The sequence below is a fragment of the Streptomyces sp. genome (assembly GCF_035644915.1).
Lineage (GTDB): Bacteria > Actinomycetota > Actinomycetes > Streptomycetales > Streptomycetaceae > Streptomyces.
This window is the reverse complement of sequence record NZ_DASQNP010000183.1, coordinates 32,707-58,976: the sequence shown is the minus strand read 5'-3', so window position 1 is coordinate 58,976 and position 26,270 is coordinate 32,707. Positions and strand designations below refer to the sequence as shown.

The 26,270-nt window shown below is 74.7% G+C and carries 20 protein-coding genes and 2 pseudogenes; 8 read left to right on the top strand and 14 right to left on the bottom strand.

The window, feature by feature from the left end:
* The first annotated feature begins 48 nt into the window (after nucleotides 1–48).
* Nucleotides 49–498, top strand: a complete 450-nt coding sequence (locus tag VE546_RS20305; RefSeq protein WP_324924380.1) for an SRPBCC family protein — start codon at nucleotides 49–51, stop codon at nucleotides 496–498.
* A gap of 188 nt (nucleotides 499–686) precedes the next feature.
* On the opposite strand, the gene VE546_RS20300 is transcribed toward VE546_RS20305, so the two are convergent.
* Complete coding sequence (locus VE546_RS20300; RefSeq protein WP_324924378.1) at nucleotides 687–5,150, bottom strand: cation-translocating P-type ATPase; 4,464 nt, start codon at nucleotides 5,148–5,150, stop codon at nucleotides 687–689.
* 414 nt (nucleotides 5,151–5,564) lie between these two features.
* On the opposite strand from VE546_RS20300, the gene VE546_RS20295 reads away from it, so the two are divergent.
* Complete coding sequence (locus tag VE546_RS20295; protein ID WP_324924375.1) at nucleotides 5,565–8,162, top strand: ATP-dependent Clp protease ATP-binding subunit; 2,598 nt, start codon at nucleotides 5,565–5,567, stop codon at nucleotides 8,160–8,162.
* 123 nt (nucleotides 8,163–8,285) lie between these two features.
* On the opposite strand, the gene VE546_RS20290 is transcribed toward VE546_RS20295, so the two are convergent.
* The 10 genes from VE546_RS20290 to VE546_RS20245 all read right to left on the bottom strand — a co-directional run bounded on the left by VE546_RS20290 (nucleotide 8,286) and on the right by VE546_RS20245 (nucleotide 15,782).
* Nucleotides 8,286–8,849 carry a hemerythrin domain-containing protein gene (locus VE546_RS20290; protein WP_324924373.1) on the bottom strand — a complete coding sequence of 188 codons (564 nt, stop codon included), beginning with the start codon at nucleotides 8,847–8,849 and terminating at the stop codon, nucleotides 8,286–8,288.
* Nucleotides 8,850–9,091: 242 nt separating this feature from the next.
* Nucleotides 9,092–9,967, bottom strand: coding sequence for an RNA polymerase sigma factor SigF (locus VE546_RS20285; RefSeq protein WP_414720533.1), 876 nt, complete (start codon nucleotides 9,965–9,967; stop codon nucleotides 9,092–9,094).
* Nucleotides 9,968–10,108: 141 nt separating this feature from the next.
* Entirely contained in the window at nucleotides 10,109–10,927 is an 819-nt protein-coding gene (locus VE546_RS20280; RefSeq protein WP_324924369.1) for a DedA family protein, read from the bottom strand.
* Between the two features lie 244 nt (nucleotides 10,928–11,171).
* Nucleotides 11,172–11,366 carry a hypothetical protein gene (locus VE546_RS20275; RefSeq protein ID WP_324924367.1) on the bottom strand — a complete coding sequence of 65 codons (195 nt, stop codon included), beginning with the start codon at nucleotides 11,364–11,366 and terminating at the stop codon, nucleotides 11,172–11,174.
* A gap of 74 nt (nucleotides 11,367–11,440) precedes the next feature.
* Entirely contained in the window at nucleotides 11,441–11,848 is a 408-nt protein-coding gene (locus VE546_RS20270; RefSeq protein ID WP_324924364.1) for a phage holin family protein, read from the bottom strand.
* Nucleotides 11,849–11,904: 56 nt separating this feature from the next.
* Nucleotides 11,905–12,918: a YihY/virulence factor BrkB family protein gene (locus tag VE546_RS20265; protein WP_324924362.1), complete on the bottom strand. Its 1,014-nt coding sequence runs from the start codon at nucleotides 12,916–12,918 to the stop codon at nucleotides 11,905–11,907.
* 106 nt (nucleotides 12,919–13,024) lie between these two features.
* Nucleotides 13,025–13,720 (bottom strand): DUF3618 domain-containing protein, encoded by a 696-nt coding sequence (locus VE546_RS20260; RefSeq protein ID WP_324924360.1) that lies wholly within the window; start codon nucleotides 13,718–13,720, stop codon nucleotides 13,025–13,027.
* Nucleotides 13,696–14,121: a phage holin family protein gene (locus VE546_RS20255; RefSeq protein ID WP_324924358.1), complete on the bottom strand. Its 426-nt coding sequence runs from the start codon at nucleotides 14,119–14,121 to the stop codon at nucleotides 13,696–13,698. Before VE546_RS20255 ends, VE546_RS20260 begins: the two co-directional genes overlap by 25 nt.
* 1 nt (nucleotide 14,122) lies before the next feature.
* On the bottom strand, nucleotides 14,123–14,770 hold the full coding sequence (locus tag VE546_RS20250; protein WP_324924356.1) for a hypothetical protein: 648 nt from the start codon (nucleotides 14,768–14,770) through the stop codon (nucleotides 14,123–14,125).
* Between the two features lie 217 nt (nucleotides 14,771–14,987).
* Entirely contained in the window at nucleotides 14,988–15,782 is a 795-nt protein-coding gene (locus VE546_RS20245) for a PRC and DUF2382 domain-containing protein (protein WP_324924354.1), read from the bottom strand.
* 270 nt (nucleotides 15,783–16,052) lie between these two features.
* On the opposite strand from VE546_RS20245, the gene VE546_RS20240 reads away from it, so the two are divergent.
* Nucleotides 16,053–17,891, top strand: a complete 1,839-nt coding sequence (locus tag VE546_RS20240) for a glycoside hydrolase family 15 protein (RefSeq protein ID WP_324924352.1) — start codon at nucleotides 16,053–16,055, stop codon at nucleotides 17,889–17,891.
* 48 nt (nucleotides 17,892–17,939) lie between these two features.
* On the opposite strand, the gene VE546_RS20235 is transcribed toward VE546_RS20240, so the two are convergent.
* Together VE546_RS20235 and VE546_RS20230 are read right to left on the bottom strand one after the other, a co-directional pair.
* Nucleotides 17,940–18,995, bottom strand: a complete 1,056-nt coding sequence (locus tag VE546_RS20235; RefSeq protein WP_324924350.1) for a glucose 1-dehydrogenase — start codon at nucleotides 18,993–18,995, stop codon at nucleotides 17,940–17,942.
* 76 nt (nucleotides 18,996–19,071) lie between these two features.
* A pseudogene (locus VE546_RS20230) lies at nucleotides 19,072–20,241 on the bottom strand (MFS transporter); the annotation flags it as partial.
* A 203-nt stretch (nucleotides 20,242–20,444) separates the two neighbouring features.
* Between VE546_RS20230 and VE546_RS20225 the strand changes: the two are divergent.
* From VE546_RS20225 to VE546_RS20215, 3 genes are all read left to right on the top strand, one after another.
* Complete coding sequence (locus VE546_RS20225; protein WP_324924348.1) at nucleotides 20,445–20,684, top strand: DUF2277 domain-containing protein; 240 nt, start codon at nucleotides 20,445–20,447, stop codon at nucleotides 20,682–20,684.
* A gap of 51 nt (nucleotides 20,685–20,735) precedes the next feature.
* Nucleotides 20,736–21,320, top strand: coding sequence for a TetR family transcriptional regulator (locus VE546_RS20220; RefSeq protein WP_324924346.1), 585 nt, complete (start codon nucleotides 20,736–20,738; stop codon nucleotides 21,318–21,320).
* 62 nt (nucleotides 21,321–21,382) lie between these two features.
* The gene (locus VE546_RS20215; RefSeq protein ID WP_324924344.1) at nucleotides 21,383–21,511 is read left to right on the top strand and encodes a hypothetical protein; all 129 of its coding nucleotides are present in this window, start codon (nucleotides 21,383–21,385) and stop codon (nucleotides 21,509–21,511) included.
* A gap of 202 nt (nucleotides 21,512–21,713) precedes the next feature.
* On the opposite strand, the pseudogene VE546_RS20210 reads toward VE546_RS20215, so the two are convergent.
* A pseudogene (locus VE546_RS20210) lies at nucleotides 21,714–24,032 on the bottom strand (HelD family protein); the annotation flags it as partial.
* A 400-nt stretch (nucleotides 24,033–24,432) separates the two neighbouring features.
* Between VE546_RS20210 and VE546_RS20205 the strand changes: the two are divergent.
* Entirely contained in the window at nucleotides 24,433–24,627 is a 195-nt protein-coding gene (locus tag VE546_RS20205) for a hypothetical protein (protein WP_324924342.1), read from the top strand.
* A gap of 143 nt (nucleotides 24,628–24,770) precedes the next feature.
* Nucleotides 24,771–26,264, top strand: coding sequence for a hypothetical protein (locus tag VE546_RS20200; RefSeq protein ID WP_414720532.1), 1,494 nt, complete (start codon nucleotides 24,771–24,773; stop codon nucleotides 26,262–26,264).
* Nucleotides 26,265–26,270: the final 6 nt, after the last annotated feature.

The window sequence follows — 26,270 nt, the reverse complement described above, 5'->3', positions numbered from 1 at the left end:
AACACATTCCCGCATACCAGTCATCGCAGTCGAGAGAAGGGATGCTGGATGTCTCGCGTCGAGGAGTCGATCGAGGTCCGCGTGCCGGTGCGCACCGCGTACAACCAGTGGACGCAGTTCGAGACCTTCCCCGAGTTCATGGAGGGTGTCGAGCGGGTCGAGCAGAAGACCGACACGCTGACCCACTGGGTGACGAAGGTGGCCGGTGCCGAGCGGGAGTTCGACGCCCGCATCACCGAGCAGATCCCCGACGAGCGGGTGGCGTGGACGACGGTCGAGGGCGAGACCAGGCAGGCCGGTGTGGTCACCTTCCACCGCCTGGACGAGGACAGGACCAAGGTGATGCTCCAACTGGACCACGAGCCCGATGGGATGAAGGACACCGTCGGCGACAAGCTCGGTCTGGTCCGCAGCCGCGTCAAGGGCGACCTGAAGCGGTTCAAGGAGTTCATCGAGGAGCGGGGTTCGGAGACGGGCGCCTGGCGCGGTCGGGTCTGACCCGCCCCGTACCACCGCCGGCCACAGGGCTCCTCACCCGGTCGGTGTCCGCCGCGGCCCGCGGGCGCACCACGCGCCCGCGGGCCGCGGCCTGTGCGCGGGCCGGTCGTCCGCGGGCGCGTGGTGCCTGCGCCTTCCCGTACCGCCGCGGGGCCGGTCGCGCCCACGGCGGCACGGGAGGACGGGACTCACTCCCCCGCCGTCTCCGGCTCCGGCTCCGGCGCGTCCGGGTCGTCCGGCACCAGGCGGCGCACCAGCGGGGTCGCCACGGCGCCCAGCGCCGTGGCCGTGGTGATCGAGCCGAGGGTGATGCCCCAGCCGACGGGGCCGAGCGGGGTGCAGCCGAAGAACTGGCTCACTCCGGGCGTTTGAATGACCGTCACCAGGGCGGCGGCCGAACCGACCCCGGCGGCCAGCACGTTGCGGTCCAGGCCCCCGGTCAGCAGCGTCTGGACGAGCTGGGTGCCGACCACCGCCGCCAGGGCCACCGTGCCGGCGCGGCGCTGCCGCCCGGTGAGCCGTGCCGCGCCCCAGGCCAGTCCCGCGCCGAGCGTGGTGGTGGCGCCGCGCAGCAGCACCTCGCGGGACAGGCCGCCGCCCAGGGACCGTTCGGGGCCCTCCCGCAGCAGCCGCTCGCCGGCCTCCGTGGCCGGTTCGCGGACGGCGATGGCCAGCGCCGGGGCCAGGTCGGTGAGGAGGTTGACGAGCATGATCTGCCGGGCGTTCAGGGGGGAGCTGCCGGTCAGGGCGGCGGCCAGCACGCTGAAGGCGACCTCGCCGAGGTTGCCGCCGAGGAGGATGGCCAGCGCGTCGCGGACCGATCCCCACATCGCCCGGCCCTCCAGCAGCGCGGCGATGATCGTCTCCAGCCGGTCGTCGCTGACCACCAGGTCGGCGGCGGCGGTGGCGGCGGGCGTGCCGCGCCGCCCCAGGGCGATGCCGACGTCCGCCAGCCGGATGGCCGGGGCGTCGTTGGCGCCGTCCCCGGTCATCGCCACCACCCGGCCGATGCGCTGGTACGCCTGGACGATGCGCACCTTGTGGTGGGGGCTGCACCGGGCGATGACGTCCAGGGTCGGCAGTAGCTCGTCGAGTTCGTCGTCGTCCAGTTCGTCGAGTTCGGCGCCCGTGCACACCTTCTGGTCGGGGTTCTCGCTGACGGTGGCGGCGATGGCGTCGGCGGTGGCGGGGTGGTCCCCGGTGAGCATCACCGTCTGCACCCCGGCCGCGCGCAGCCGCGCGGTGGCCGGGGCGGCGCCGGAGCGCACCGGGTCGGCGAGGGTGACGAAGCCGAGGAAGGTCAGGCCGGTGACGGTGTCGTCGGTGAGGTCCTCGTCCCGGCGCAGCGGGCGCTCGGCCACGGCCAGGACGCGGCGTCCGGCGCCGGCGAGTTCCTCGGCGGTGGCGGTGAGCCGTTTCCGGGCGGCAGTGTCGAGGGCGGTCTCCGCCGCGCCGCCCTCCCGGCCCCCGCCGCGCCGGCGGGTGCAGCGCTCCAGCACGTTCTCGGGCGCGCCCTTGACGCTGAGCAGCGTGCCGCGGGAGGTGCGGCCCGCGGTGGCGTGGTACGCGCGGGACGGTTCGAACGGCAGGGAGTCGGTGCGCCGCCACTGCGGGGCCCCCTGGCGCATGGCCACCTTCGCCCGCCGGGCGCCGATCACCACCGCGCGGTCGGTCTGGTGTTCCATGGGCTCGGACGTCCGGGCGGGCGGGGTGGCGCGCAGCGCCGCGGCCAGGATCGCCTTGCAGACGGCGTCGAGCCGGGCGGCGGGCAGGTCGCGCTCGCCGTCGCTGACCGTGGCGAGCTGGAGGTCGCCCTCGGTGAGGGTGCCGGTCTTGTCGAAGCAGAGCACGTCGGCGCGGCCGAGCGCCTCGATGGTGCGCGGGTTGCGCACCAGGGCGCCGTGGTCGGCCAGTCGGCGGGCGGCGGCGAGCTGGGCGGCGCTGACCAGGAACGGCAGGCCCTCCGGCACGGAGGCGACGGCCAGGTTCACCGCGGAGGCGAGCGTGTCGGCCAGGCGGCGGCCGTGCAGCAGACCGGCTCCGGCGACCGCGCCCGCCGAGCCGAGGGCGAGGGGCAGGCTGGTCTTGGTCAGCGCGGTCAGCCGCGACTCCACGCCGGTCGTCGGGGCCTTCTGGCGGGCGGTGGCCAGGCTCCGCCCGACCTCGGTGGCGGACCCGGTGGCCACCACGACGGCCACCGCGGTGCCCGCCGAGACGGTGGTGCCCTCGTAGAGCATGGAGCGGCGGTCGGCGATCTGCGCGGCGACCACCGGCGCCGGGTCCTTGGACACGGGCAGGGACTCGCCGGTCAGGGAGGACTCGTCGACCTCCAGCCCGTCGGCCTGGAGCAGCCGGCAGTCCGCGGGCACCACTTCCTGGGAGCGCAGCACCACGACGTCCCCGACCACCAGGTCCCCGGCGGCCACCAGGCGTTCGGTCCCGCCCCGCCGCACCCGGGCGCCGATCGCCGAGCGGGCGAACAGCTCCGCCAGGGCCCGGTCGGTCCGCACCCGCTGGACGGCGCCCACCAGGGCGGAGACGCCGGTGATCCCGGCCACCAGCGCGGCGTCGGTGCGCGAGCCCACGGCCGCCGACAGGGCGGCGCCCGCCGCGAGCACCGGGGTGAGGGGGTTGGCCAGCTCCTCGACGAACGCCGCCGGGAGGCTGATGCGCGCCGGCTGCTCGGACGTCGTCTCCCGCGCCGCCCGCTCCCCGGCCTCCTCCCTGCTCAGTCCCCGTTCCGTGGTGCCCAGGCGCTCCAGGACCCGGGAGGGGGGCATCAGGTGCCAGGGCGTGGTCTCCACCGGCGGGGTGACGGGGCGGGACAGCAGTTGCCGGGCGCGCCAGGTGCCCAGGCAGAACGCCGCGGTCCCGGCGGTGGTGCCCGCCGCGGCGCCCCGGGCGGTCGCCTGGAACGCGGGGGCCTGGAGGGCGGCGATGGCGCCGACGCCGCTGCCGCCCGCGGCCAGGATCCTGCTCTCCCGGTCGACTTGGGCGGCCACGCCCACCGCGTCCACGACCAGCCCGACCACCTCCAGGTCCGTGCCGGCCAGGACGTGGGCGCCCCAGGGCGCGGGCTCGCCGTCGCGGTGCACCCCGATGCCGCAGTCGGCCGCGGCCAGCGCCCGGCGGTCGCCCGAGACCAGCAGCACCACCGCGCCCTCCGCCTGCAGGGCGCGCAGGGAGTCCGCGAGGCGGTCGCCACCGGGGACGACGGTGTCGGCGAAGCCGAAGGCCGGTTCCGGCCGGCCGCTGGCGAGCACCACGCGGACCCCCGCGCGGCGCGCGGCGGCGGCCACGGCGTCGGCGCCCGGCGCCTTCTGCCGGGCCAGGCCCGCCACGGCCTGCAGGCGCCTGCCGCGGGCCAGGCCCAGGACGCGTTCGCTGCCCTGCCGCCGCAGCCGCCGCGCGGCCTGGGCGCCCGTGCGGCCGGTCAGCTCCAGTTCCTCCAGCGGCCCCAGCACCCAGCCGTCCTCGTCGCGGCGCGTCCTGCCGGCGCTCTCCGGGACGAAGAGCGCGAAGAGCCGCTCGGCCGTCTCCCGGGGGTCCGCCCCCTCCAGCGGCGCCAGGTCGGCCAGTTCGTGGTGGCTGCTGGTGAGTGCCTCCTCGTCCAGCAGGACGGTGTCCATCTGGCCCAGCCGCCGCAGTACGCCCCGGTCCATGACCGTGGCGCCCCTGAGCGCCAGGGCGCGGCCGAGCGCGGTCGCGAAGCCCTCGCGTCCCGCGTCCGGGGCCTTGGGCACGCCGGAGAGCGCCACCGCCAGTCCGCGCCGCGGCCCGGCGAACGGCGCCGTCGCCGCCCCGGCCAGCAGGCCCAGGCCCATCGACCGCTCGGCGTAGCGGTCGGTGGAGTCGCGGGGGTCGCGGCCGAACCGCTCCACCGTGACCGGGTCGGCCGCGGCGTCCTCGGGTCCGCGCACCAGCCTCGGTTCCATCTCATCCCACGCCCGGCGGTGCGCGCTCGCCTCCCGCCACTGGGCCAGGCGCTGGACGACGTCGAGGGCGAGTCCGCCGCCGCGCGTGGCCACGCCCTGGGTGAGCGCGGTGATCACCGGCAGCAGCGACTCGGCCCGCTCCGGGTCGTGCAGGCCCTTGTCGATCAGCTCGCGCAGCTTCGGATGGCGGGTGACGGCCCCGGTGAGCGCCGCCACCTCGGGCGGCAGCGGTGTCCAGGGCGCCACCCGGTTGAGGGTGGACAGCCCCAGTCCCACCGCGTCGGCGGCCAGGGCGGTGACCGACTGGCGGGTCCGCGGCCCCTCGCAGGGGTGGTGCGGCTCCATGCACCACTCCGCGTGCTCGTCCTCCTCGCAGGGGCCCTGGGCCTCGGCGCGCGCCACCAGGGCGACCAGTTCGCGCTCGGGCGGCGGGGGCGACGCCAGGGCCGCCACCACCCGTCCCGACGGCCCGTTCACCCGGGCCCACAGCACTCCGGGGTGCTCCTCCAGGGCGCGTTCCACGCGCCGGGCGAGGCGCTGTCCGTCCGCGCCGTTCACCCCGTGGACGGCGATGTAGCAGCGTCCCGGCCGGGACCACACCGAGCGCCGGGGCAGCCCGACGAGGTGCCCGGCGAGCTGTCCGGCGGCGCCGACCGCCCCCCTCGCCCCCGCCGTCACCCCGTCCGGGACCAGCCCGATCAGAGGCGGCACCGGCACACGCAGACCTGACAGCAACGACATCGACCGTGCCCTTCCGACCGCGAACCGACGAAACACCCGGCAGCACCCGGGGGGAGCCGGAGCGGGGCCCGGGGGCTCGCCGCCCGCGCGGTCCGTACGGCCTCGCCGTCCGGCCCGGGCGCGGCCCCTCCGAAGGGGTTGCACGCTCCGGATAACCCCTTCCGCCGGGCTCACACCTGCTGGCACGCCCGGATCCGGCCGCCGGGACGGCTCTCCTCCCGGGCGGCGCGGCGGACGGTCCCGGAGCGCCCCGGGATGCGGACACACCGGGCAAGTGGAACCATCGGGACGTGTCGCCGTGCTCCGAGCGGGTTACCCGGGGCGGGAGACAGACGCACCGAGACAGCACAGCGCGGCCCGGCCCCGCCCGGGCCGGCGGGATGGACATCTATGACCAGCGGGTACATGGGTCCCGGGGACTACGGCAGGGACCCGCTCGGAGACTTCCTCGCGCGCTTCCTGGGCGCCGCGTCGTCCGGCGGCCAGCGGACCGGGCCCCGGTACTTCGACTTCGTCCGCCTGATGAGCGAGTCCGCCCGGCAGCTCGTCTCCGCCGCGGCGTCGTACGCGGCCCAGCACGGCAGCACCGACCTCAACACCGAGCACCTGCTGCGGGCGGCGCTCACCACCGACCCGACCCGCGCCATGGTCTCCCGCGCCGGAGGCGACCCCGACACGATCGTCGCCGAGATCGACCGGCACGCCGGGGACGGCCCGCCGCGGACCTCCATCGCCGTCAGTCCCGCCGTGAAGCGCGCGCTGATGGACGCCCACGACGTCGCCCGCTCCTCCGGCGTCTCCTACATCGGTCCCGAGCACATCCTGGTGGCGCTGGCCGCCAACCGGGACTCGGCGGCCGGGCAGATCCTCAACGCCGCCCACTTCGACGCGCGCGCCGGCCTCCCGGAGAACTACCAGCCCGGCGCGGGCCCGGGCGAGCCCCAGCCCGCCCCGGGTGCCCGCCCGGGGCGCGGGGGCAGCGGCACGCCGAACCTCGACAAGTTCAGCCGCGACCTGACCGAACTCGCCCGTGAGGGCCGTATCGACCCGGTGATCGGCCGCGACGAGCAGATCGACCAGACCATCGAGATCCTGGCCCGGCGCACCAAGAACAACCCCGTGCTGATCGGCGAGGCGGGCGTCGGCAAGACCGCCATCGTGGAGGGGCTGGCGCAGCGCATCGCCGACGGCGACGTGCCGGACAACCTGCTGGGCCGCCGCGTCGTCCAGATCGACTTCGGGAGCGTGGTCGCCGGGACCCGCTACCGGGGCGACTTCGAGGAGCGGCTCACCGGCATCATCGACGAGATCCGCGCCCGCTCCGACGAGCTGATCGTCTTCATCGACGAGCTGCACACGGTGGTGGGCGTCGGCGGTGGCGGCGAGAGCGGTGCGATGGACGCCGGCAACCTGCTCAAGCCGCCCCTGTCCCGCGGCGAGCTGCACGTCGTCGGCGCCACCACGCTGGAGGAGCACCGCCGCCACATCGAGAAGGACGCCGCGCTGGCCCGCCGCTTCCAGCCCGTCCTGGTCCCCGAGCCCACCACGGCCGACGCCGTGGAGATCCTGCGGGGGCTGCGCGACCGGTACGAGGCCCACCACCAGGTCCGCTACAGCGACGAGGCGCTGCTGGCCGCCGTCGAGCTGTCCGACCGCTACCTGACCGACCGCTTCCTGCCCGACAAGGCCATCGACCTGATGGACCAGGCGGGCGCGCGGGTGCGGCTGCGCTCCTCCACCCGGGGCACCGGCGTCCGCGAGCTGGAGCGCGAGGCCGAGCAGCTCCGGCGGGACAAGGACCAGGCCGTGGCCGACGAGGACTACGAGCGGGCCAGGGAGCTGCGCGACCGCCTGGCCGAGCTGGAGCGGAGGATCGGGGAGGGCGACGGCCCCCAGCCGGTGGGCGACCGCATCGCCGAGGTCGGCGTCGAGGACGTCGCCGACATCGTCTCCCGGCAGACCGGGATCCCCGTCAGCAGCCTCACCCAGGAGGAGAAGGCCCGGCTGCTGGGCCTGGCGGAGCACCTGCACCGGCGGATCGTCGGCCAGGACGAGGCCGTGTCCGTCGTCGCCGACGCCGTGCTGCGCTCCCGGGCCGGCCTGTCCAGCCCCAACCGCCCGATCGGCAGCTTCCTCTTCCTCGGCCCCACCGGCGTCGGCAAGACCGAGCTCGCCCGCGCGCTGGCGGAGGCGCTGTTCGGCACCGACGACCGGATGGTCCGGCTGGACATGAGCGAGTACCAGGAGCGGCACACCGTCAGCCGGCTGGTGGGCGCCCCGCCCGGGTACGTCGGTCACGAGGATGCCGGGCAGCTCACGGAGGCGGTGCGCCGCCACCCGTACTCGCTGCTGCTCCTGGACGAGGTGGAGAAGGCCCATCCGGACGTCTTCAACGTCCTCCTGCAGATCCTCGACGACGGGCGGCTGACGGACTCCCAGGGCCGCACGGTCGACTTCACCAACACCGTGATCGTGATGACCAGCAACCTCGGCTCGGAGGCCATCACCGGGCGCGGCGGCGCGCTGGGCTTCACCTCCGGCGGCGCGGACGGCGAGGCCGACGAGGAGGCCCGCCGCGAGCGGGTGCTGCGCCCGCTGCGCGAGCACTTCCGGCCGGAGTTCCTCAACCGCATCGACGAGATCGTGGTCTTCCGCCAGCTCTCCGACGAGCAGTTGAGGCGGATCACCGACATGCTGCTGGACGAGACCCGGCGGCGGGTGCACGCCCAGGACGTGGAGATCGACTTCACCCCGCAGGCCGTCGACTGGCTGGCCCGGCACGGCTACCAGCCCGAGTACGGCGCCCGGCCGCTGCGCCGCACCATCCAGCGGGAGGTGGACAACCAGCTCTCGCGGATGCTGCTCAGCGGCGAGCTGGGGCCGCACACCCGGGTGCGGGTCGACGTGGCGGACGGCGGCGGTCTGGTCTTCCTCCGGGACACGGCCGCCGACGCCGCCGCGGCGGAGTGGAGGGCGGGCCCGACGTAGCCGGTGCGGGCCGTGACGCGCACGGCGGCCGCCGGGTGCCGGTGCCGGCATCCGGCGGCCGCCGTGCGGTACGGGTCGTGGCCGCGGGGGTGTCGTCGGGGCCTGTGCGGGCGGTGGGCCGGCTCAGTCGTTCCTGCCCCGGCCGGTGAGGGCGTCGCGGAGCCGGTCGACCATGCCCGCGCCCGCGTCGAGGATCTTGTTCACCGGAGGGATGTCCGGCGCCGAGGGGTGGGGGCGGGTCGGAGCCGTCTGCTTGGCCCGGCGCGCCTTGTCCCCGAGGTCGTTGAGCTGTTCCGCGGTCGCCGCCTGGCGCAGCCGCGGGAAGAGGTTGTCCTCCTCGTCCTGGATGTGGGTGCGGATCTCCAGCATCAGCTCGCCGATGAGCCGGTCGAACTCGGGGTCGTCCGCGCCGCGGCTCTCCAGCGCCTTCATGGTCCGCTCCGCCGTGGCGTGGTCCTCGAGTTCCTTGTCGGCGACCTCGTCGCCGTCCGGCAGGAAGTCGCGCACCGCCGGGTAGAGGTACTGCTCCTCGGCGACGGAGTGCCGCACCAGCTCCCTGACGGCCTGGTCCGCGTACTCCTTGCGCCGCTCGTCCCCCGCGGGCAGCGCCTCGATCCTGCCGAAGAGCTCCTCGACCTCCCGGTGGTCCGTGGTCAGCTCGTGGATGATGTCCCCGCCGTGTGCCATGGTCGTCTCTTCCTTTCGCTCACCCGCTGTCGCGTCCGCCGGAGGCGGACGCAGCAACGTGTTCCCGCGGCTCCCACCGTCTAACGCCGTCCGGCACCCGGCGGTCCGGCCCTCCCCCGGACGGCGCCGCCGCGCCGGCGGGCGCGGGAATGCCGACGCGGGGCCACGGCCCGCCGAGGGCCCTGACCCCGCGTCAGCACACGGCCGCCGCCGGCAGCCGTGTCCACCGGACGCCCGGTGGCCTACTTCTGGGCCAGCATGCCCTCGCGCAACCGCGCCAGGGCCCGGCTCAGCAGACGGGAGACGTGCATCTGGGAGATCCCCAGCTCGGCCCCGATCTCCGACTGGGTCATGTCCCCGCCGAAGCGCATCCGCAGGATGCGCCGGTCGCGTTCGTCCAACTGCTCCATCAGCGGCTTGAGCGCCTGGAGGTTCTCCACCTTCTCCAGCGCCGGGTCGACGTCCCCGAGCTGGTCGGCCAGGGGGCTGTCCTTGCCGTCGTCGCCCACGGGGAGGTCGAGGGAGCCGGCCACGTAGCCGTTGCTGGCCACCTGCCCCTCGATGACCTCCTCCACCGTCACGCCCATGAACTCCGCCAGCTCCTCGGTGGTGGCGGAGCGGCCCAGCCTGCGGCCCAGCTCCTCGTTGGCCCGGGCGAGTTCGATGCGCAGCTCCTGGAGCCGGCGCGGGACGCGCACGGCCCAGCTCGTGTCCCGGAAGAAACGCTTGATCTCCCCCACGATGTAGGGGACGGCGAACGAGGTGAACTCCACCTCGCGGTCCAGGTCGAACCGGTCGATGGCCTTGATCAGCCCGATGGTGCCGACCTGGACGATGTCGTCCATCGGCTCGGCGCGGTGGCGGAACCGGGAGGCGACGTAGTTGACCAGTGTCAGGTTGAGTTCGATGAGGGTGTTGCGCGCGTACTGGTACTCGTGCGTGCCCTCTTCGAGTTCTCTGAGGCGCTCGAAGAACAGCTTCGAAAGCTGTCGGGCATCGCGGGGGGCGACCTTGCCCGCGTCCTCGATTCTCGGCAGATCAGGGGAGGCCGTCTCCTGCTCCTGGGCCGGCAGGGCGTCACCACTGGTCAGCTGAACCTCCGGGCTCAGGCTACGCATCATGCCCTCCTCTTGTGACCTGTCATGTGCAGCACGGCGCGTACCCAGCTCGGTACGGCTCACACGCCCATCCGGGTGAGGTTTTGCCGACCTCCGTACGATGTCCGCTTACCACTCCGAACAAAAGCGATCATATCGGATTTATCCCCCGCGCATCAGGGCGGCGGGCGACGCGTCCGGCGACGGGTCCACGGCGGCCGGACACCTTCGGGACATCCCCGGACCCAGCAGTGCGCCCCGGCCGGGCTCTTGGAACGGGGGCTGCGCACCGTCCGCCACGGTCACGGCGGCCCCGGGACCGCCCGCGGGGCCGACGGCGGGAGCGGGGGCGGCGGTGCGGGACTGGCGCCGCGCGCGCAGGTACTCGAAGACGATCGGGAGCACCGACAGCAGGACGATGCCGACCAGGATCAGCTCGATGTGGTCGTGGACGAACTGCACCTGTCCGAGCGCCGCTCCGAGCAGCGTCACCCCCGCGCCCCACAGGACGCCGCCGATGACGTTGAAGACGAGGAAGGAGCGGTAGCGCATTCGGCTGACGCCGGCGACGATCGGCGTGAAGGTCCGCACGATCGGCACGAAGCGGGCCAGCACCAGCGACTTGGGCCCGTGCTTCTCGAAGAAGTCGTGCGCCTTCTCCACGTTCTCCTGCTTGAAGAGCCGGGAGTCCGGCCGTCTGAAGAGGGCCGGACCGACCTTCCGGCCGAACATGTAGCCGACCTGGTCGCCGAGGATGGCGGCGACGACGACCAGCGTGCACACCAGCCACAGCGGGTAGTGGAGGAACTGGTCGGTGGCGACCAGCAGGCCGGCGGTGAACAGCAGCGAGTCGCCGGGCAGGAAGAAGCCGAAGAACAGCCCCGACTCGGCGAAGACGATGCAGAGGATGCCGATCAGGCCGAACGTCTGGATGAGGTACTCCGGGTCCAGCCAGCTGGGACCCAGCGCGATGTTGATCACGTGGACAGGCTCCTGAGACGGTTACATGCGTCTGAGGCGAGGCCGCAGGCGCATGTGCCGCCCGGGCGTCACGGTGCCGGGTGGCACCCACGGCTACAACTTACAACGTGATCAGCGGTGTTCCGGCCCCGGTCGCCGTTCCGGCGCCCGTCCGGGCGCCCCGCGCACACCGCACGGCGGCACCGCCCGCCGGGTACGGACGGGCGGTGCCGCCGGACGGGTCCCGGGAGGGAACCGGCCTCTGCTAGGGGAGGTACCGCTCGACGGCGGCGGCCCCGTGCTCCTCCAGTTCCTTCCTGGCCCTCTCCACCCGTTCCGGCGTGGGCTCGCGGCCGGACAGCATGACCAGGTCCTCCGGGTCCACCGGCTGTTCCCCGCCGGTGCGCAACTGCACCGGCCGGGGCGCGGAGGACTCCTCCTTGTCGCGTTCACCCTTCACAGCGAGCCTCCTCGTGTTCGGTTCGGCCCCGTGGACGGGGACACCTGGCGCGTACCCGTACGCAATGGACTGATTCACCCGGACGCGGCGCGGTCGCGGCTCGGGCTCCTGAGGCGGCCACGGCCCAGGCCCGCCAGGGTTCCGGCGCCCGCGGCGTACACCAGTGCCAGCACGGCCGCCGCGTGCGCCCTGGGCAGCGCGGACTCCAGGGCCCGCAGCGCCGCCCGGTGGGCGGTGCCCACCGCCAGCAGCGCGCACACTCCGGCGCCGCCGAGCAGCGCGCCGCTCTGACCCACCCGCCGCACGGTGCTCCGCAGCCCGTCACGGGCCTCCCTCACCTGCCGGTGGAGCATGTCGGACGCCTCTTGCGCCAGCCGGTCCGCGGCCTCGGCGACCTGCCGCACCATGCTCGGCGTGCTCGGCCGTTCGTCGTCCCGGATGTCGTGGAGGTCCTGGGCTTCCCGCGTGGCCTGCGTCGTCATGGTCTCCTCGTCTCTCCGGGCGCCCGCCCGGCGTCGTCGTGGTCCGCCCCCGCCGGTCACCCCCGCCGGTCGGGCCCGTCGTCCGGGGAGCCCGGGGAGCCGGAGGAGAACGCGCGGGTGTCGCGCGGTTCGACGTAGGGCTCCTCGTCCGCCGGATGGCCCGCCCGGATGGCCCGGCCGCGCTGCATCTCGGCGTCGAACTCCTGGCCCAGGAGGATCACGATGTTGGTGATCCACAGCCAGATCAGGAAGATGATCACGCCGGCCAGGCTGCCGTACGTCTTGTTGTAGCTGCCGAAGTTGGCGACGTAGAAGGCGAAGCCCGCCGACGCGGCGATCCACAGCAGCACGGCGAGGAAGCTGCCGGGGGAGATCCAGCGGAAGCCGCCGTGCCGGACGTTGGGCGCGGCCCAGTACAGCAGCGCGATCATCAGGCTGACGAGGACGACCAGCGCCGGCCACTTGGCGATGTTCCACACCGTCACCGCGGTGTTCCCCAGGCCGACCAGGTCGCCGGCCCGCCGGGCCAGGTCGCCGGTGAGGACGACCGCGAACGAGCTCAGCGCCAGGATCACCAGCAGGGCGACGGTGACGCCCACCCGCACCGGGAGCTTCTTCCAGATCGGCCGCCCCTCCTCGATGTCGTAGACGGCGTTGGAGGCGCGCATGAAGGCCGCCACGTAGCCGGAGGCGGACCACACCGCCAGGGCGACACCGATGACCAGCGCGATCCCGGCCCCGCCCTGGTTGTTCTGGAGCTGCCGCAGCATGCTCACGAGGATGTCGCGCACCGGTCCCGGGGCCAGGGTGGCGACGTTGTCGATCAGGGGCTGGATGGCGGACCTGCCGATCACTCCCAGGACCGACACCAGGGCGAGCAGCGCGGGGAAGATCGACAGGACTCCGTAGTAGGTGAGCGCGGCCCCCCAGTCGGTGAGGTTGTCGTCCCTGAACTCGGCGACCGTACGCTTCAGCACACCCCACCAGGACTTCCCCGGCAGGCGGGCCGGTGTCTCGGGGGGCCGGTCCGCCCCCTCCTGCTGGTGCTGCCGGATCTTGTGTTTGGCCATGGTGACACCTCGCCGGGAGCCCGGACGGGCCGCCCTCGCGGTGGACGGGCGGCCACCGGACGTTCCCGGGTCGTCGTGCGGACGGTCCGCGGTGCGGTCAGTGCGGTCAGTGCGGTGAGCCGGGGCTCTGGCGGCGGGTCTCCTCGGTCACGTTCTGCCCGGACTGGCGCGCTTGCTCCTTGACTTGTCCGGCCTGTTCGCGGGCTTCCTCCGCGGTGGTGCGGGCGGCGTCCGCGGCGGTCCCCCTGACCTGCTGGGCGGCCTGCTGCGCGGACTGGGCGGCCTCCTCCTTCAGGCGCTCCGCGGACTCCTTGGCCGCGCCCATGACGGGTTCGGCCATGCCGCCCGCCTGCTGCGAGAGCCGGCCGACCGCCTGCTGCTCGGCCTGGGAGCTGCGCACCATCGAGGCCGTCAGCAGGCCGGCGCCGAAGGCGATCACTCCGGCGGCCAGCGGATTGCCCTGGGTGCGGCGCGCGGCGTGCTGGGGGGCGGCCTTCACGGCCTCGCCCGCCTGTCCGGCGCCCTCGCGCACCGACTCCACGGTCTGTCCGGCGCCCTCGCGCACCGACTCCATGGCCTGTCCCGCGCCCTGGCGCATCGACTCGGCGGTGTGCCGCGCGCTGTCGGCGGTGCTACCCATGACTCGCTCCCGTACTACGGTCATCCTGTTGCGCATCCGCTCCTTGCGGCGACGGACCGCTTGGCGCGGACTGGCGTGCTCGGCAAGCCTGCTCACGTCCTGGGACAACTCCTCCCGGGTGGTGTCGATCTGCGCCCTCAGCGCGTCGGGTGACGTGCCCATTCCGCATCCTCCTTGAGCGTTTGGACCGTGCGTTCCGGCTTGGGGGAGACCTGGCGCATCCGGGAGCGGCCCATCGTGTAGAGCACGAGGGCGGCCACCGCCCACAGGGCGGTGATGATGAGGGCCGCCCAGCCCCAGTCCATGACGTTGGCCAGGCCGAAGACGGCCGCCAGCGAGGCGAACAGCGCCGTCATGTAGCCGGCGAATCCCGCGCCGCCGTACATGCCGGCGGCCTTGCCGGCCTTGGTCGCCTCCTCGCGGACCTCGGCCTTGGCGAGTTCGATCTCCTGCCGGAGCAGTTTCTGGGCGTCCGAGGTGACCGCGGACAGCAGTTCGCCGATCGAGCGGTCCTCACCGGTCACGACGCCTTCGCGGCTCGTCTGCCGGGTGGTGTGGGCCATGTCAGCTCACCTCCGGACGACGGGGGACGTCGGTGCCGTACGCGGACTCCCCGTAGCCCGGCACCGGCCGGACCCCGCCGCCCGCGACGGTGGCCCCCGGTGTCCCCGCCGGGGCCGCGTACTCCTCCGGGCCGGCGCCGCCCGACTCCTGGTACCCGGCCTTGGTGCCCGCCTTGGCCAGGCGTCCGACGGCGAACCCGGCCAGCGCCGCGCCGAACAGGAAGGCGCCCGGGCGGCGGCGCGCGAACGACTCCAGTCCCTCGACCAGGCCGCCCGCACCCCGGTCCTCCAGGAGGTCGGCGGCGTGGCGGCTGCCGTCGGCGGCCTGGGAGACCAGGTTCCGCACCGGGGAGTCGGACCGGGTGTTCTCCGCCATGCCGGACAGGTCGTCGGCCCACTGGCGTATGGTGTCGGCCGTCCTCCTGGTCTGGGAGTCCGCCTCCTGCGCGGCGCGCTTCCTCAGGTGGTCCGCCATGCTGACGACCTGCTGGCGGGCTTCGCCCGTGACGTTGCGCACCTGCTCCCTGGCGCTGCCGGCCACGGTGCCGGCCGCCTCCTTCGCCCGGTCGGCCGTGGCCCGGGTCTCCTGTTTCGCGGCCTGGCCCGTCTGCTGGGCGGGGCCGTTGCTCACGTTCGGAGATTCACTCACCGGTGCCTCCCGTTACTCTATGGCTTATGCCCTTTTTAGGGCTTATGGGAGTAATGCCGTACATCGGCCGAAGTACCCGACCTCCGCCGCGGCATTCACGCGGCGCGTCTTTTGCCCGTGGGGGGCGGGCACGGCGGAACGCAGGGAGAGGGCCCGTCCGGAAGGCGGGGTTCCCGGGCAGGCCCTCGGCCCGCGAAAGGCGGTGCGGACCGGACGGTCAGCGGCGGCGGCGCCGCTTGTCGTCCTCGATCGTCTCCTCCTGCTCCTCGATGCGCTCCTTGCGCACCTCCCCGCTCACGGTCTCCTCCTCGGTGCGCTCGTCGGTGGTCAGGCGCACCCGCTCCACGGGGCGCACCTCGGTCTCCACCACCGGGCGCTCCTCGTGGAGGATCACCTCGTGCTCGCCCTCGGAGATCTCCGGACCCCTCATGGCGTCGTCGATGTTCTCCTCGGTGATGGGCTCGCGCTCGACGCGGACCTCCTCGTGGCGTACGGGGACGGTACGCTGCACGTTCTCGGTGACCACGTACTTGCGCAGCCGGGCCCGGCCGGTCGCGTGACGCTCGACGCCGACGCGCATCTCCTCCTCGGAGCGCGTCATCGCGTCGTCGCCGCCGACCCTCTCCGCCCGGCCTGCGGCGCGGCCCCGCTCGGCCGTACCGGCCTGACCGGCGGCGCCCTGTCCGCGGCCGCCCCATTCGATGCCGTAGTACTCGTACAGCCGCCGCTCCTCCTGCTCGGACAGGTGGCCGCCCTGGTCCACGTCGACGTGGGGAGCGTCCTTGACCTGGTCCTTCGAGTACGGGACCTCCAGGTGGTCCCCCACCAGGGCGGCGTCGTGGATCGGCACGAAGGTCTCACTGGTGCCGAAGAGCCCGGTGCGGACACTGGCCCACTCCGGCTCGCCGGTCACGTCATCGAGGAAGATGTGCCCGGCCTCTCCGATCTTCCTGCCCTCGGCGTCGTAGACCTGGTGGTCCAGCACCTCGGGTATCTGCTCCTTGGTGATCATGGGATCCCCTCGCTGACGGTTCCTTTCGGTCCACGGCGGCGGGTAACCCCGGAAAGATGCAGAAAAACCAAGAAAACAGACAAAAGCCCAATAATTATTTGAATCGAGAAAATTCACCGCCGCGCCGCCCCAACCCGGCCCTCCGTTTCCGGCCGTGTAGCGGGAGGCCCGGTGGGGTACTCCGCGGCGGGCGGCGCGGACCGCCGGACCCGCGCCGCCTCCGCACCCGGTGACCCGGGCGGTTCCGGAGGGGCCGGAAGGAGACGACCCGTGCCGCTGCGGCTCGAGGACTACGCCCTGCTGGGCGACACGCGCACCGCCGCGCTGGTGGGCTACGACGGCTCGGTCGACTGGCTGTGCCTGCCCCGGTTCGACTCCGGGGCGTGCTTCGCGGCGCTGCTGGGCCGCCCCGAGCACGGCCGGTGGCTGCTCGCCCCCTGCGACCGGGCCCGCCCCCTCTCCCGCCGCTACCGGGGCGACAGCCTGGTGCTGGAGACCGAGTACGCCAGCGCCGAGGGCCGGGCGCGCGTGGTCGACTGCATGCCCGTCGACGACGGACACCCCGCGGTGGTGCGCATCGTCGAAGGACTCCAGGGACGGGTGCGGATGCGCTCCCAGGTGCGGCTGCGCTTCGACTACGGCCACACCCCGCCGTGGCTGCGTCCGGAGGGGCGCCGGCTGCGCGCCTGCGCCGGACCGGACGCGGTCGTCCTCGACTCCGGGGTGGACTTCGCGGTGCGGGACGGCGACTGCACGGCCGACTTCTTCGTCCGCGAGGGCGACCGGGTGGCCTTCCGGACGGCCTGGAGCGGACCGCGCGGCGGGGAGCCCGGCCCCTTCGGCGCGGCACGGGCGGCGGACGCCGCGGCGGCCACCGAGCGGTGGTGGCGGGAATGGGCCGGCCGCTGCGCCTACGCCGGGGAGTACCGCGAGGCGGTGGTGCGGTCGCTGGTCGTCCTCAAGGCGCTGAGCTACTCCCCCAGCGGCGGCATCGTCGCCGCCCCCACCACCTCGCTGCCCGAGGAACTCGGCGGCGTGCGCAACTGGGACCACCGCTACTGCTGGCTGCGCGACGCCACCTTCACCCTGCTGGCGCTGCTGGACGCCGGGTACGAGCAGGAGGCGGTCGCCTGGCGCGAGTGGCTGCTGCGCGCGCTGGCCGGGGACCCGCGGCGCATGCAGATCGTGTACGGCATCGAGGGCGAACGCCTGCTCACCGAGACGGAGCTGCCCTGGCTTCCGGGGTACGGGCGCTCCCGCCCCGTGCGCATCGGCAACGCCGCCTCCGGCCAGCGCCAGTTGGACGTCCACGGGGAACTCATGGACGCCCTGCACCAGGCCAGGGTCCGGGGGGTGCCGCCGGACCCGGACGCCTGGCGCGTCCAGCGCGTGCTGATGGACTTCCTGGAGTCCCACTGGCGCGACCCCGACAACGGCATCTGGGAGGTGCGCGGCCCGCACCGGGACTTCACCCACTCCAAGGTCATGGCCTGGGTCGCCGCCGACCGGGCGGTCAAGGCGGTGGAGGGCTTCGGCCTGGAGGGTCCCGCCGGCCGGTGGAGGCGGCTGCGGCGGGAGATCCACCAGGAGGTCTGCGCGTACGGCTACGACGCCGGCCGCGGGGCCTTCACCCAGTACTACGGCTCCCCGGACCTGGACGCCTCCCTGCTGCTCGTCCCGTCCGTGGGCTTCCTGCCCGCGCACGATCCGCGGGTGCGGGGCACCGTGGCCGCCGTCGAGCGGGAACTGGTCCAGGACGGCCTCGTCCAGCGCTACCCGACGACCGGCCGCACCGGGGCCGTGGACGGGCTGCCCGGGGGCGAGGGGGCCTTCCTGCCCTGCACGTTCTGGCTGGCGGACAACTACGTCCTGCAGGGCCGCGTGCGGGAGGGGAGGGAGCTGTTCGAACGGCTGCTGGAGCTGCGCAACGACCTCGGCCTGCTCTCGGAGGCGTACGACACCGGCCACCGGCGGCTGATCGGCAACTTCCCGCAGGCCCTCTCCCACATCCCGCTGGTCAGCACCGCGCAGAACCTGGCCGGCGGGCGGGGCCCGACCCGGCGCCGCTTTGCCGCCGGACGGGCCGGGCACGGCGGGCGGGAGGAGTGACGCCCGGCCCTGCGTGCCTCCTTCCCGGACCCGGACCCCGGACCCGGCTCAGCCGTGGCGCAGTTCGATGACCGTCTTGACGTCGCCGGGCCGCCGTTCGAACGCCTCCTGGAAGGACTCCAGGGGCACCCGGCGGGTGATCAGCGCGTCCAGCCAGCCCCGGTCGGCCCGGGCGAGGGCGTCGGCCGCGGCGGCGTAGTGCTGCCGGTTGGCGTTGACCGTGCCCACCACCACGGAGTTGTCCAGCACCAGCTCGCGGTTGATGTACCCGGCGTCCACCTCCAGCCTGCGTCCGGCGGAGGAGACCCCGGTCAGGCAGAGCATCCCGTAGGGCTCCAGGGTCGCCATGATCCCGAAGACGACCGGCGCGGCACCGGTCGCCTCGATCACCACGTCCGGGCGCACCCGCGCCATGACCTCCTCCACGTCCGCGCAGTGGTACTCGGCGTCCAGCCGGCGCACCAGTTCGGGCTTGACGCCTCCCTCGACCCGGTCCAGGACGTGGACCTCCAGGCCGCGCTGCCTGCCGAGCAGCGCGGCGAGCAGGCCGATCGGCCCCGCCCCGGTGACGAGCACCGAGTGCGGGGCGAACCAGGACCGGCCGCCGATCCGCTCGATCTGGTCCCAGGCCTTGGCCACCACGGTGGTGGGCTCCATGAGCACCCCGACGTGCTCCAGCGCCGGGTCGAGGCGGACGGCGAAGTCGGCCTCGACCGTCCAGGAGGTGGCGGCGTAGCCGTCGCGCTCCTTGATGCCGCGTTCGGTGAAGCGACCGTTGCGGCACATGTCGAAGTAGCCGTGGGCGCAGGCCCCGCAGGGCACGGGATCGGGCCGGCGGACGACGCCGACCACCAGATCGCCCGGCACCCAGCCGCTGCCGGGCGGCGCCTGGCGCACCCGGCCCAGGGACTCGTGCCCGATGACCAGGCGCTCCCTCCCCTGGGGCGGGGTTCCGTAGCTCCCCTCCACGATCTCCCGGTCGGTGCCGCACACCCCGACCGCCAGACCGTCCACCAGCAGCTCGCCCTCCCCCGGCACGGGGTCGGGAAAGGTGTCGAGCCGCAGGGAGTTCTTCCGCTCGGGGGCCACGGTCAGTGCTCGCACATCCACTCCAGGCGCGGGGAGGGGGATCGACGGACGTCTCCCGCGGATACCCCGGCACCGGGCGGCCACGCGCCCCTCACCGGTCGTCCGGCTCCTCCCGGCCACCTGGTGCCCGGCCGTCACCCCACCGCCCCCGCCGCGGTCCCAGGGCCAGGGCCAGGGCCACAGCCAGGTACGGGACGGCGGCCAGCGCGACCAGCGGACCCGGCGCCAGGCGGGCCGAGCCCAGGCCGTAGCCGGCGAAGACCAGGACGGCCACCACCTCGGAGCCGACCCCCGCCATCGAGGTGACCGTGGCCCTGGCCCGGTCCCCCACGCACTCCTGGAGCCGGGCGTCGGCCGCGACCATGGCCCACTGGAAGACCCCGAACGCGGCGGCGACGAACACCATCCCCGCGGGGTGGCCGCCGGCCGCCCCGGCGGCCAGGGCACCGGCGCCGGCGGCCAGCACGGGCGCGAGCCGGCGGGTGCCGAGCCCGGCGCACCAGCCGCCCAGCGCGGTGCCCGCGCTGACCAGCAGCACCAGCAGGGGCACGGTGGAGCCGCCGACCCCGGTGGAGTCCGCGAGCAGGGGGACGTACTCGTCCAGCGCCGTGGCGCCCGACAGCACCGCCGCCAGCAGCAGGCGGCGCCGGACGGCGGGCTTCCGTCGCACTTCGGCCAGACCCTCGCGGAACGGCCCGGCGCGGCCGGCCGGCACTTCGGACCGCACCGGCTCCGGGGGCGTTCCCCGGCGGGCACCGCGGGTCTCCGGCAGCGACCGGCCCGCGAGCGCCGTCAGCAGGCACGCGGCCACGCTGGCGGCCCCCACTGCCCGGTAGCCGCCCGCGGCGAGGACCGGCGCGGCCAGGGCGGTGGCGAGCACGACCGCCGTGGTGCGCAGCGCCTCCGCACGGCCCATCAGCCGCTCGTAGTCGCCGGCCGCGCCCGTACGCGCCAACTCCTCGTAGACCAGCGCCTGGAGGGTGCCCGAGGCCAGGGCGGTGCTCGTCCCCCAGAGCACGAAACCGGCGGCGAACGCGGGATAGGAGGGCAGGTACGTCCACAGCGCGAAGCCCACGGCGTTCGGCAGCGGGGCGAGCACCAGCAGCCGCCTGCGGGAGAAGGCGTCGGCCCACACGCCCGAGGGCACTTCCAGCACGACCGAGGTGACCGACCAGATGACGAACAGCGAGGAGATCTCCGCGCCGGACAGCCCGGTGTCGGCGAACAGCACCGCGTAGACCGGGTACAGCAGGACGAACTCGTCGAGGAAGGCGTAGGCGTAGAGCCCGCGCGCCGGCCCGGGACGGGGGGACTTCGACGGGAATCAATGTCGTTGGCTCATGCCCGCAAGCCTACGGCGCCCGGCGCACGGTCCACCAGGGTTTTCCGGGCCGGTCGCGGCGCCGCACGGCCCGGCTCCGCCGTTCGCCCCCGCATTCCGGCTCCCCGCGCCACACTGGGGGCATGTGCCGCAGCATCAAGACACTCCGACCGCCCATGACGCCCGAGGTGGACGACGAGGACATCCGGGCGGCGGCCTTGCAGTACGTCCGCAAGGTCTCGGGCTTCCGCGCGCCCGCCGCCCACAACCGCACCGCGTTCGAGCAGGCCGTCGACGCGGTGGCCGAGGCGACCCGGCAACTGCTCGGCGAGCTGGAGGTGCGCGGCCGGGGCCCGTCGCGGCCGGCCTCCACCCCGTCCTGACCGGCTCGCGGGCACCGGCCGGCCAACGGGCGTTGGCCTAAACTTGCCGCCATGCAGCCGACCGACGCCGCCCCCGGCCGCCGCCCGCGCCGCTCCGACACCACCCGGGCCGCCATCCTGGAGGCGGCCCGGGAGCGTTTCGCCGCCGACGGCTACGAACGCGCCACCATCCGCGCCATCGCCCGGGACGCGGGCATCGACCCCTCGATGGTGATGCGCTACTACGGCAACAAGGAGGGGCTGTTCGCCGCGGCCAGCGAGTTCGACCTCCGCCTGCCCGACCTGACCGCCCTGCCCCGCCAGGAGGTCGGCGCCGCCCTCGTGGCGCACTTCCTGGACCGCTGGGAGCAGGACGAGACGCTGACCGCGCTGCTGCGGGTCGGGGTCACCAACGCCGCGGGCGCCGAGCGCATGCGGGCGGTCTTCCAGGAGCAGGTGGGCCCCGTGGCGGCGGCCGTCTGCCCCGATCCGGCGCAGGCGGGCACCCGTGCGGCCCTGGTGTCGTCGCAGATCCTGGGCATGGCGGTGAGCCGGTACGTCCTGCGCCTGCCGCCCGCGGTCGGGATGCCGCGCGCGGAGGTCGTCGCCTGGCTGGGCCCGACCGTCCAGCGCTATCTGACGGCGGAGCGCCCGTAGCTCCCGGGCCCGTGCCCGGTCCGACGCCGTGCCCGGACCGACGCCGTGCCCGGACCGACGCCGTGGTCGTCGGCGCCGGCCCCACCGGCCCGGCCCTGGCCGCCGCCCGCGCCGCCGCGGGAGCGGGCTTCCTCCCGCCGGCCGCCCGTACCCCGGAGGCGCTCGGCCCCTGGGCGCCGCCGGTCCGCTGATCGACCGCGGCCTGCGGACGGCCCGGGGCCAGCCTCCGCGCAGGCCGCCGCCGACCGGCCGGCGTGGGGTTCGACGGCCTGCCGGCCCCGCACCCGTACGCCCCGGTGGTCCCCGGGCCGGGGCCGGGGCCGGGCTGCCGGAGCGCGTCACCGCCCGGCGCACCCGCCTCACCGCTGACCCCGGGCGGGGGCGCAGCCGGGCCAGCGCCGCCGGGAGGTCGCCCGTGTGCACGACGCCCAGCCGCCGGGTGGCCCGGGTGAGGGCGACGTAGAGGTCGTTCGGACCGCGCGGCGAGTCGGCCAGGATGCGCTCCGGCTCGACCACCAGGACCGAGTCGAACTCCAGGCCCTTGGCCCGCCCGACGTCCAGCACCACCACCGTGCTCTCCAGCCGCGCGGCGGGACCGGCCTCCGCCTCCGGCACGGCCGCCGCGACCGCGCGGCCCAGCTCCTCCAGTCGGGTCGCGGGCACGATCACGGCGAGGCGGCCCTCCCCCACCTCGGCCGCCTCCTCGGCCACCAGGGCGGCCAGGGAGGCGGCCAGGGCGCCGGACGGCACCCGCGTCCGCCACGGCACGGTGCCGGTGGAGCGCACCGGCCGCGGCGGGTCGCACGCGGCGCCGGACGCGGCCAGCACGTCGGCGGCGACCTCGGCGATCTCCGCGGGGGTGCGGTAGTTGACGTCCAGCCGCTCCAGCCGCCACCGGTCCCCCACGTACGGCGCGAGCACCTCCCGCCAGGAGGAGGCGCCGCCCGGGGCGCCGGTCTGGGCGATGTCCCCGACCAGCGTCATCGACCGGCCCGGGCAGCGCCGCATCAGCAGCCGCCAGTCCATCGGGGACAGCTCCTGCGCCTCGTCCACGACGACGTGTCCGAAGGCCCAGGTGCGGTCGGCCGCCGCGCGCTCGGCCGGGGTGCGGTGGTCCGCCTCCTCGTGCCGCTCGGCCAGCCGCTCCGCGTCCACCAGGTCGTGGGCGGAGAGGATCTCCGCCTCCTCCTCGGTCTCCGCGTCGGTGGAGCGGGAGCCGTAGGAGATGTCCAGCGCCTCCTGGGCGAGGGCGGTCCGCCTGCGGCGCTCGGCCTCGGCCGCGGCGCGCCGCGCCCGGTCGTCCTCCCCCAGCAGTTCGGCGGCCTCGTCCAGCAGCGGGACGTCCGACGGGGTCCACGGCCGCCCCGGGGCGCGCAGCAGCAGCGCGCATTCGGCCGGGGTCAGGCCGGGGGCGGCGGACGCCAGCCGCTCGGGCGAGGCGTACAGGTCCGCCAGCAGGCGCTGCGGGGTGAGCGGCGGCCACAGTTCGTCGATCGCCGCGCGCACCGCGGGGTCCGTGCTCAGCTCGCGGCGGATGTCCTCGACCTCGCCCTCGTCGAGCAGGGTGTCCGGGCCATCGACGGGCACACCGCCGGGCACACCGTCGAAGACGTCGTCGGGCAGGTCGTCCGGCACGCCGTCGAGCACCGCGGCCGTGATCCGTTCGGCGATCCGGCGGGCGAGGGCGTCGAGGACGAGCCGGACGAACACCGGCCGGGCCCGGTTGTGCGGCAGTCCCGTGGCGCGGGCGCGCTCCCGCGCCCGCAGGCAGGCGTCCCGGTCGAGCCGGACGGTCTCCCCCTCGTGGACGACCTCCAGGCCCTCGTCGGGGACCCGCTGCCGGTCGCGTACGGCGGCGGCGACGACCTCCGCCATCACCGCCCGGCCCTTGACCTCGGCGGCGGCGGGCGGCTCGGTGCCGTCCGCGGTGACCCCGGGGTACAGCTCCCCCACGGTCGCCGACAGCACGCTGGTCTCGCCGAGGGAGGGCAGCACCTCGCCGACGTACCGCAGGAAGAGCGGGTTCGGGCCGACGACCAGCACCACGCTCCTGGCCAGCCGCTGCCGGTCGTGGTAGAGCAGGTACGCGGCCCGGTGCAGGGCGACGGCGGTCTTCCCGGTGCCGGGGCCGCCCTGCACGACCAGCACGCCGGCGCGCGGGGAGCGGATGACCCGGTCCTGCTCGGCCTGGACGGTCTCCACGATGTCCTTCATCCGGCCGGTCCGGTCGGCGTTCAGCGCGGCCAGCAGGGCGGCCTCCCCCGTGAGTCCCCGGGGGTCGTCGGCGGCGTCCGGGTCGAGCAGTTCGTCGTGGACGCCGGTCACCTTCCGGCCGCTGGTCCGGATGTGCCGGCGCCGCCGGACCCCCTGCGGAGAGAATCCCGTGGCGAGGTAGAAGGGGCGCGCGGCGGGAGCCCGCCAGTCGATCAGCAGCGGTTCCCGGTCCGCGTCCTCGTCGGGGATGCCGAGCCGTCCGACATATCGGCGCCCGCCGTCGAGCAGATCGAGCCGGCCGAAGCAGAGACCGTTTTCCGCGGCGTCCAGGCGGCTGATCCTCTCCTGGCAGCGAGCCGCCGTCACATCCCGCTCCAGCAGGGCCTGATGGCCGGTGCCGACCTGCGAAAGGGCCTGCGCGAGCCGCTCGGCCTCCTGCTCGCGGAGTTCGTCGAGACGGCGGTAGAGGCGGGTGAGGTGAAGCTGTTCGCTGTCGATTTCCTGCCTTGACAAAAAGGCTCCCCATTCGCTAGAATTTGCTTGTCCGGAATTGTTTTCCGAAAGGCGCGAACTCGCGAATATAGCGAATGGCTGCCGCCTTTTTCAATTCCCTTTCGCTTTCCACTCCCGCATGCGCCCGGCAGTGCGCCGACCGGCCCCCGGCGGCATGCGCCGCATCCGGCGACCCGCCCCCGCGGTCCGGATCGGGCCGGGAATCCGACGGCCCGTCACACATCACCCGGAGGATGCCGCGTCCCCGCGGACCCAATCCGCCGGACCCCCGACGGGAGCAGAAGAAATGTGCTAAATCACCCTTTCGCCGCTTTCGACACACCGGACCCTCTGTGAAGCTTGAAGCACACTCGGTGACCATCCCATCGCCACACAGGGAGTACCCATGGTGCTGTCGATCTCCGGTGTCCTGCTGTTCGGAGTGATCGTCTTCCTGTTCTTCCGCAAGGACAACCTCAAGCTCTCCCACGCCATCGTGTGCGCGTTGTTCGGGTTCTACCTCGCGGGATCGGCGATCGCACCCGGGATCCAGGCGGGCGGCGCGACCCTCGCCCACCTCATCGAGGACCTCACCCTCTAGCCCCTCGGAACAGTTCCCACACCTTCGAGCCCCAGGGCTCCGGACGGCAGGAGATCGGCGTGGCCTGGCGCCCCTTCCCCAGCACACTCCCCTCACCGCAGTTCTCCCTCCCCCACCGCGCGCCGGGCACCGGCGTTCCGCCCGTGCCCGTGCCGGGCCCGTCGCCGGCGGCGGGCCGCAACCCCGGCGTCCTGCGCCCGCTGGCCGTGGCCGCCCACGGCCTGGGCCGCTGCGCCCTGACGGCGCGGCGGTGGTGGGAGCGCACCCCCCGGGAGCGGCGCAACCCGGTGCTGTTCGCGGTCGCCGTCTGCCTGCTGGCCCTGTGGCTGACGCCGTACGGATCGCTGATCGGGGCGGTCGCGCTGGCGGGCGCCCTGGCCTGGCAGGGCCGCGACCGGTCCCCGGACGCGGCCGAGGACGGACCGGGCGAGGCGGAACGCGCGCGGCTGCAGACCCTCTACGAGGCGCTGGTGCCCCACCTGGCCCTCCCCGACGACCCCCGGCCGCGCCCGCTGTACGCCCACGACGGCGACTGGCGGCGGGCGTTCACCGCCTTCGCGTTCACCGAGGAGGGCCGGCTGGCCCACCTGCGGCTGCGCTACCCGCCGCACTTCGGCGACGGGGAGAAGGAGTCCCGGGAACGCATCCAGCGGCTGCTGTGCGCCAAGGCCGGACAGGGCCGGGAGTACCACTTCGTCTGGAACGAGGAGCTGGGAGAGCTGGCCGTGACGGCGCTGCCGCCGCTGTCCACCGGCGTCTGCGCGCAGCGCTTCGCCACCGCGCCGGGCGAGACCGTGCTGGGCTTCACCGATCCCCACACCGTCCGGCGCACGCTGCCGGTGGTCGAGGACGGCGGCGAGCCGCGGGAGCTGCCCCCGGTGATGTGGCGGACGGGCCCGCGGTCCGCCGAGCCGCACCTGCTGGCACTGGGCCGGCCCGGCGCGGGAACCACCACGCTGCTGCGGTCGATCGCCCTCCAGGCCCTCCGGCACGGCGAGGTCCTGATCGTGGACGGCGGCGGCGCCGGCGAGTACGCGTTCCTGGCGGGACGCGGCAGGGTGCTGTCGGTGGAGCCCACCCTGGCCGGCGCCCTGTCGTCGCTGGAGTGGGTGACGCGGGAGACCGAGCGCAGGCTGCTGGCCGCCAACCGGGCCCGGCAGACCGGCCGGGACGCGCCCGAGGAGATCTGCCGCCCGCTGTGGGTGCTGGTGGACCGGCCCTCGGTGCTCAGCCACCTGGCGCGCTCCGAGGGACAGCGCGATCCGCAGGACCTGCTCCAGGTGCCCCTGCGGTACGGGCGCGCGGTGCGGGTGACCGTGGTGCTCGCCGACCGGTTCGAGGGCGCGGAGAGCCTGACCCAGGCCGTGCGGGCGTACACCCGGGCGCGGGTGGTGCTCGGCGCGGCGACGCCGGAGCAGGTGCGGGCGGTGCTCGGCGAGGCCCCGGCCACCACGCCGCCGCCCGAGGTGCCGCCGGGACGCGGCTACGCCCGGCTCGGCTCGGGACCGGTGCACCGCCTCCAGGTGCCCGCCACCCCCAACCCGTACGACGAGGAGTCGGGCGAGTCGCAGCGGCGGGCGGTCCTGGAGCTGCTGACGGAGCCGGTGGCCGGGGCGGGACGCCGGGTCGGCCGGTGACGGCCT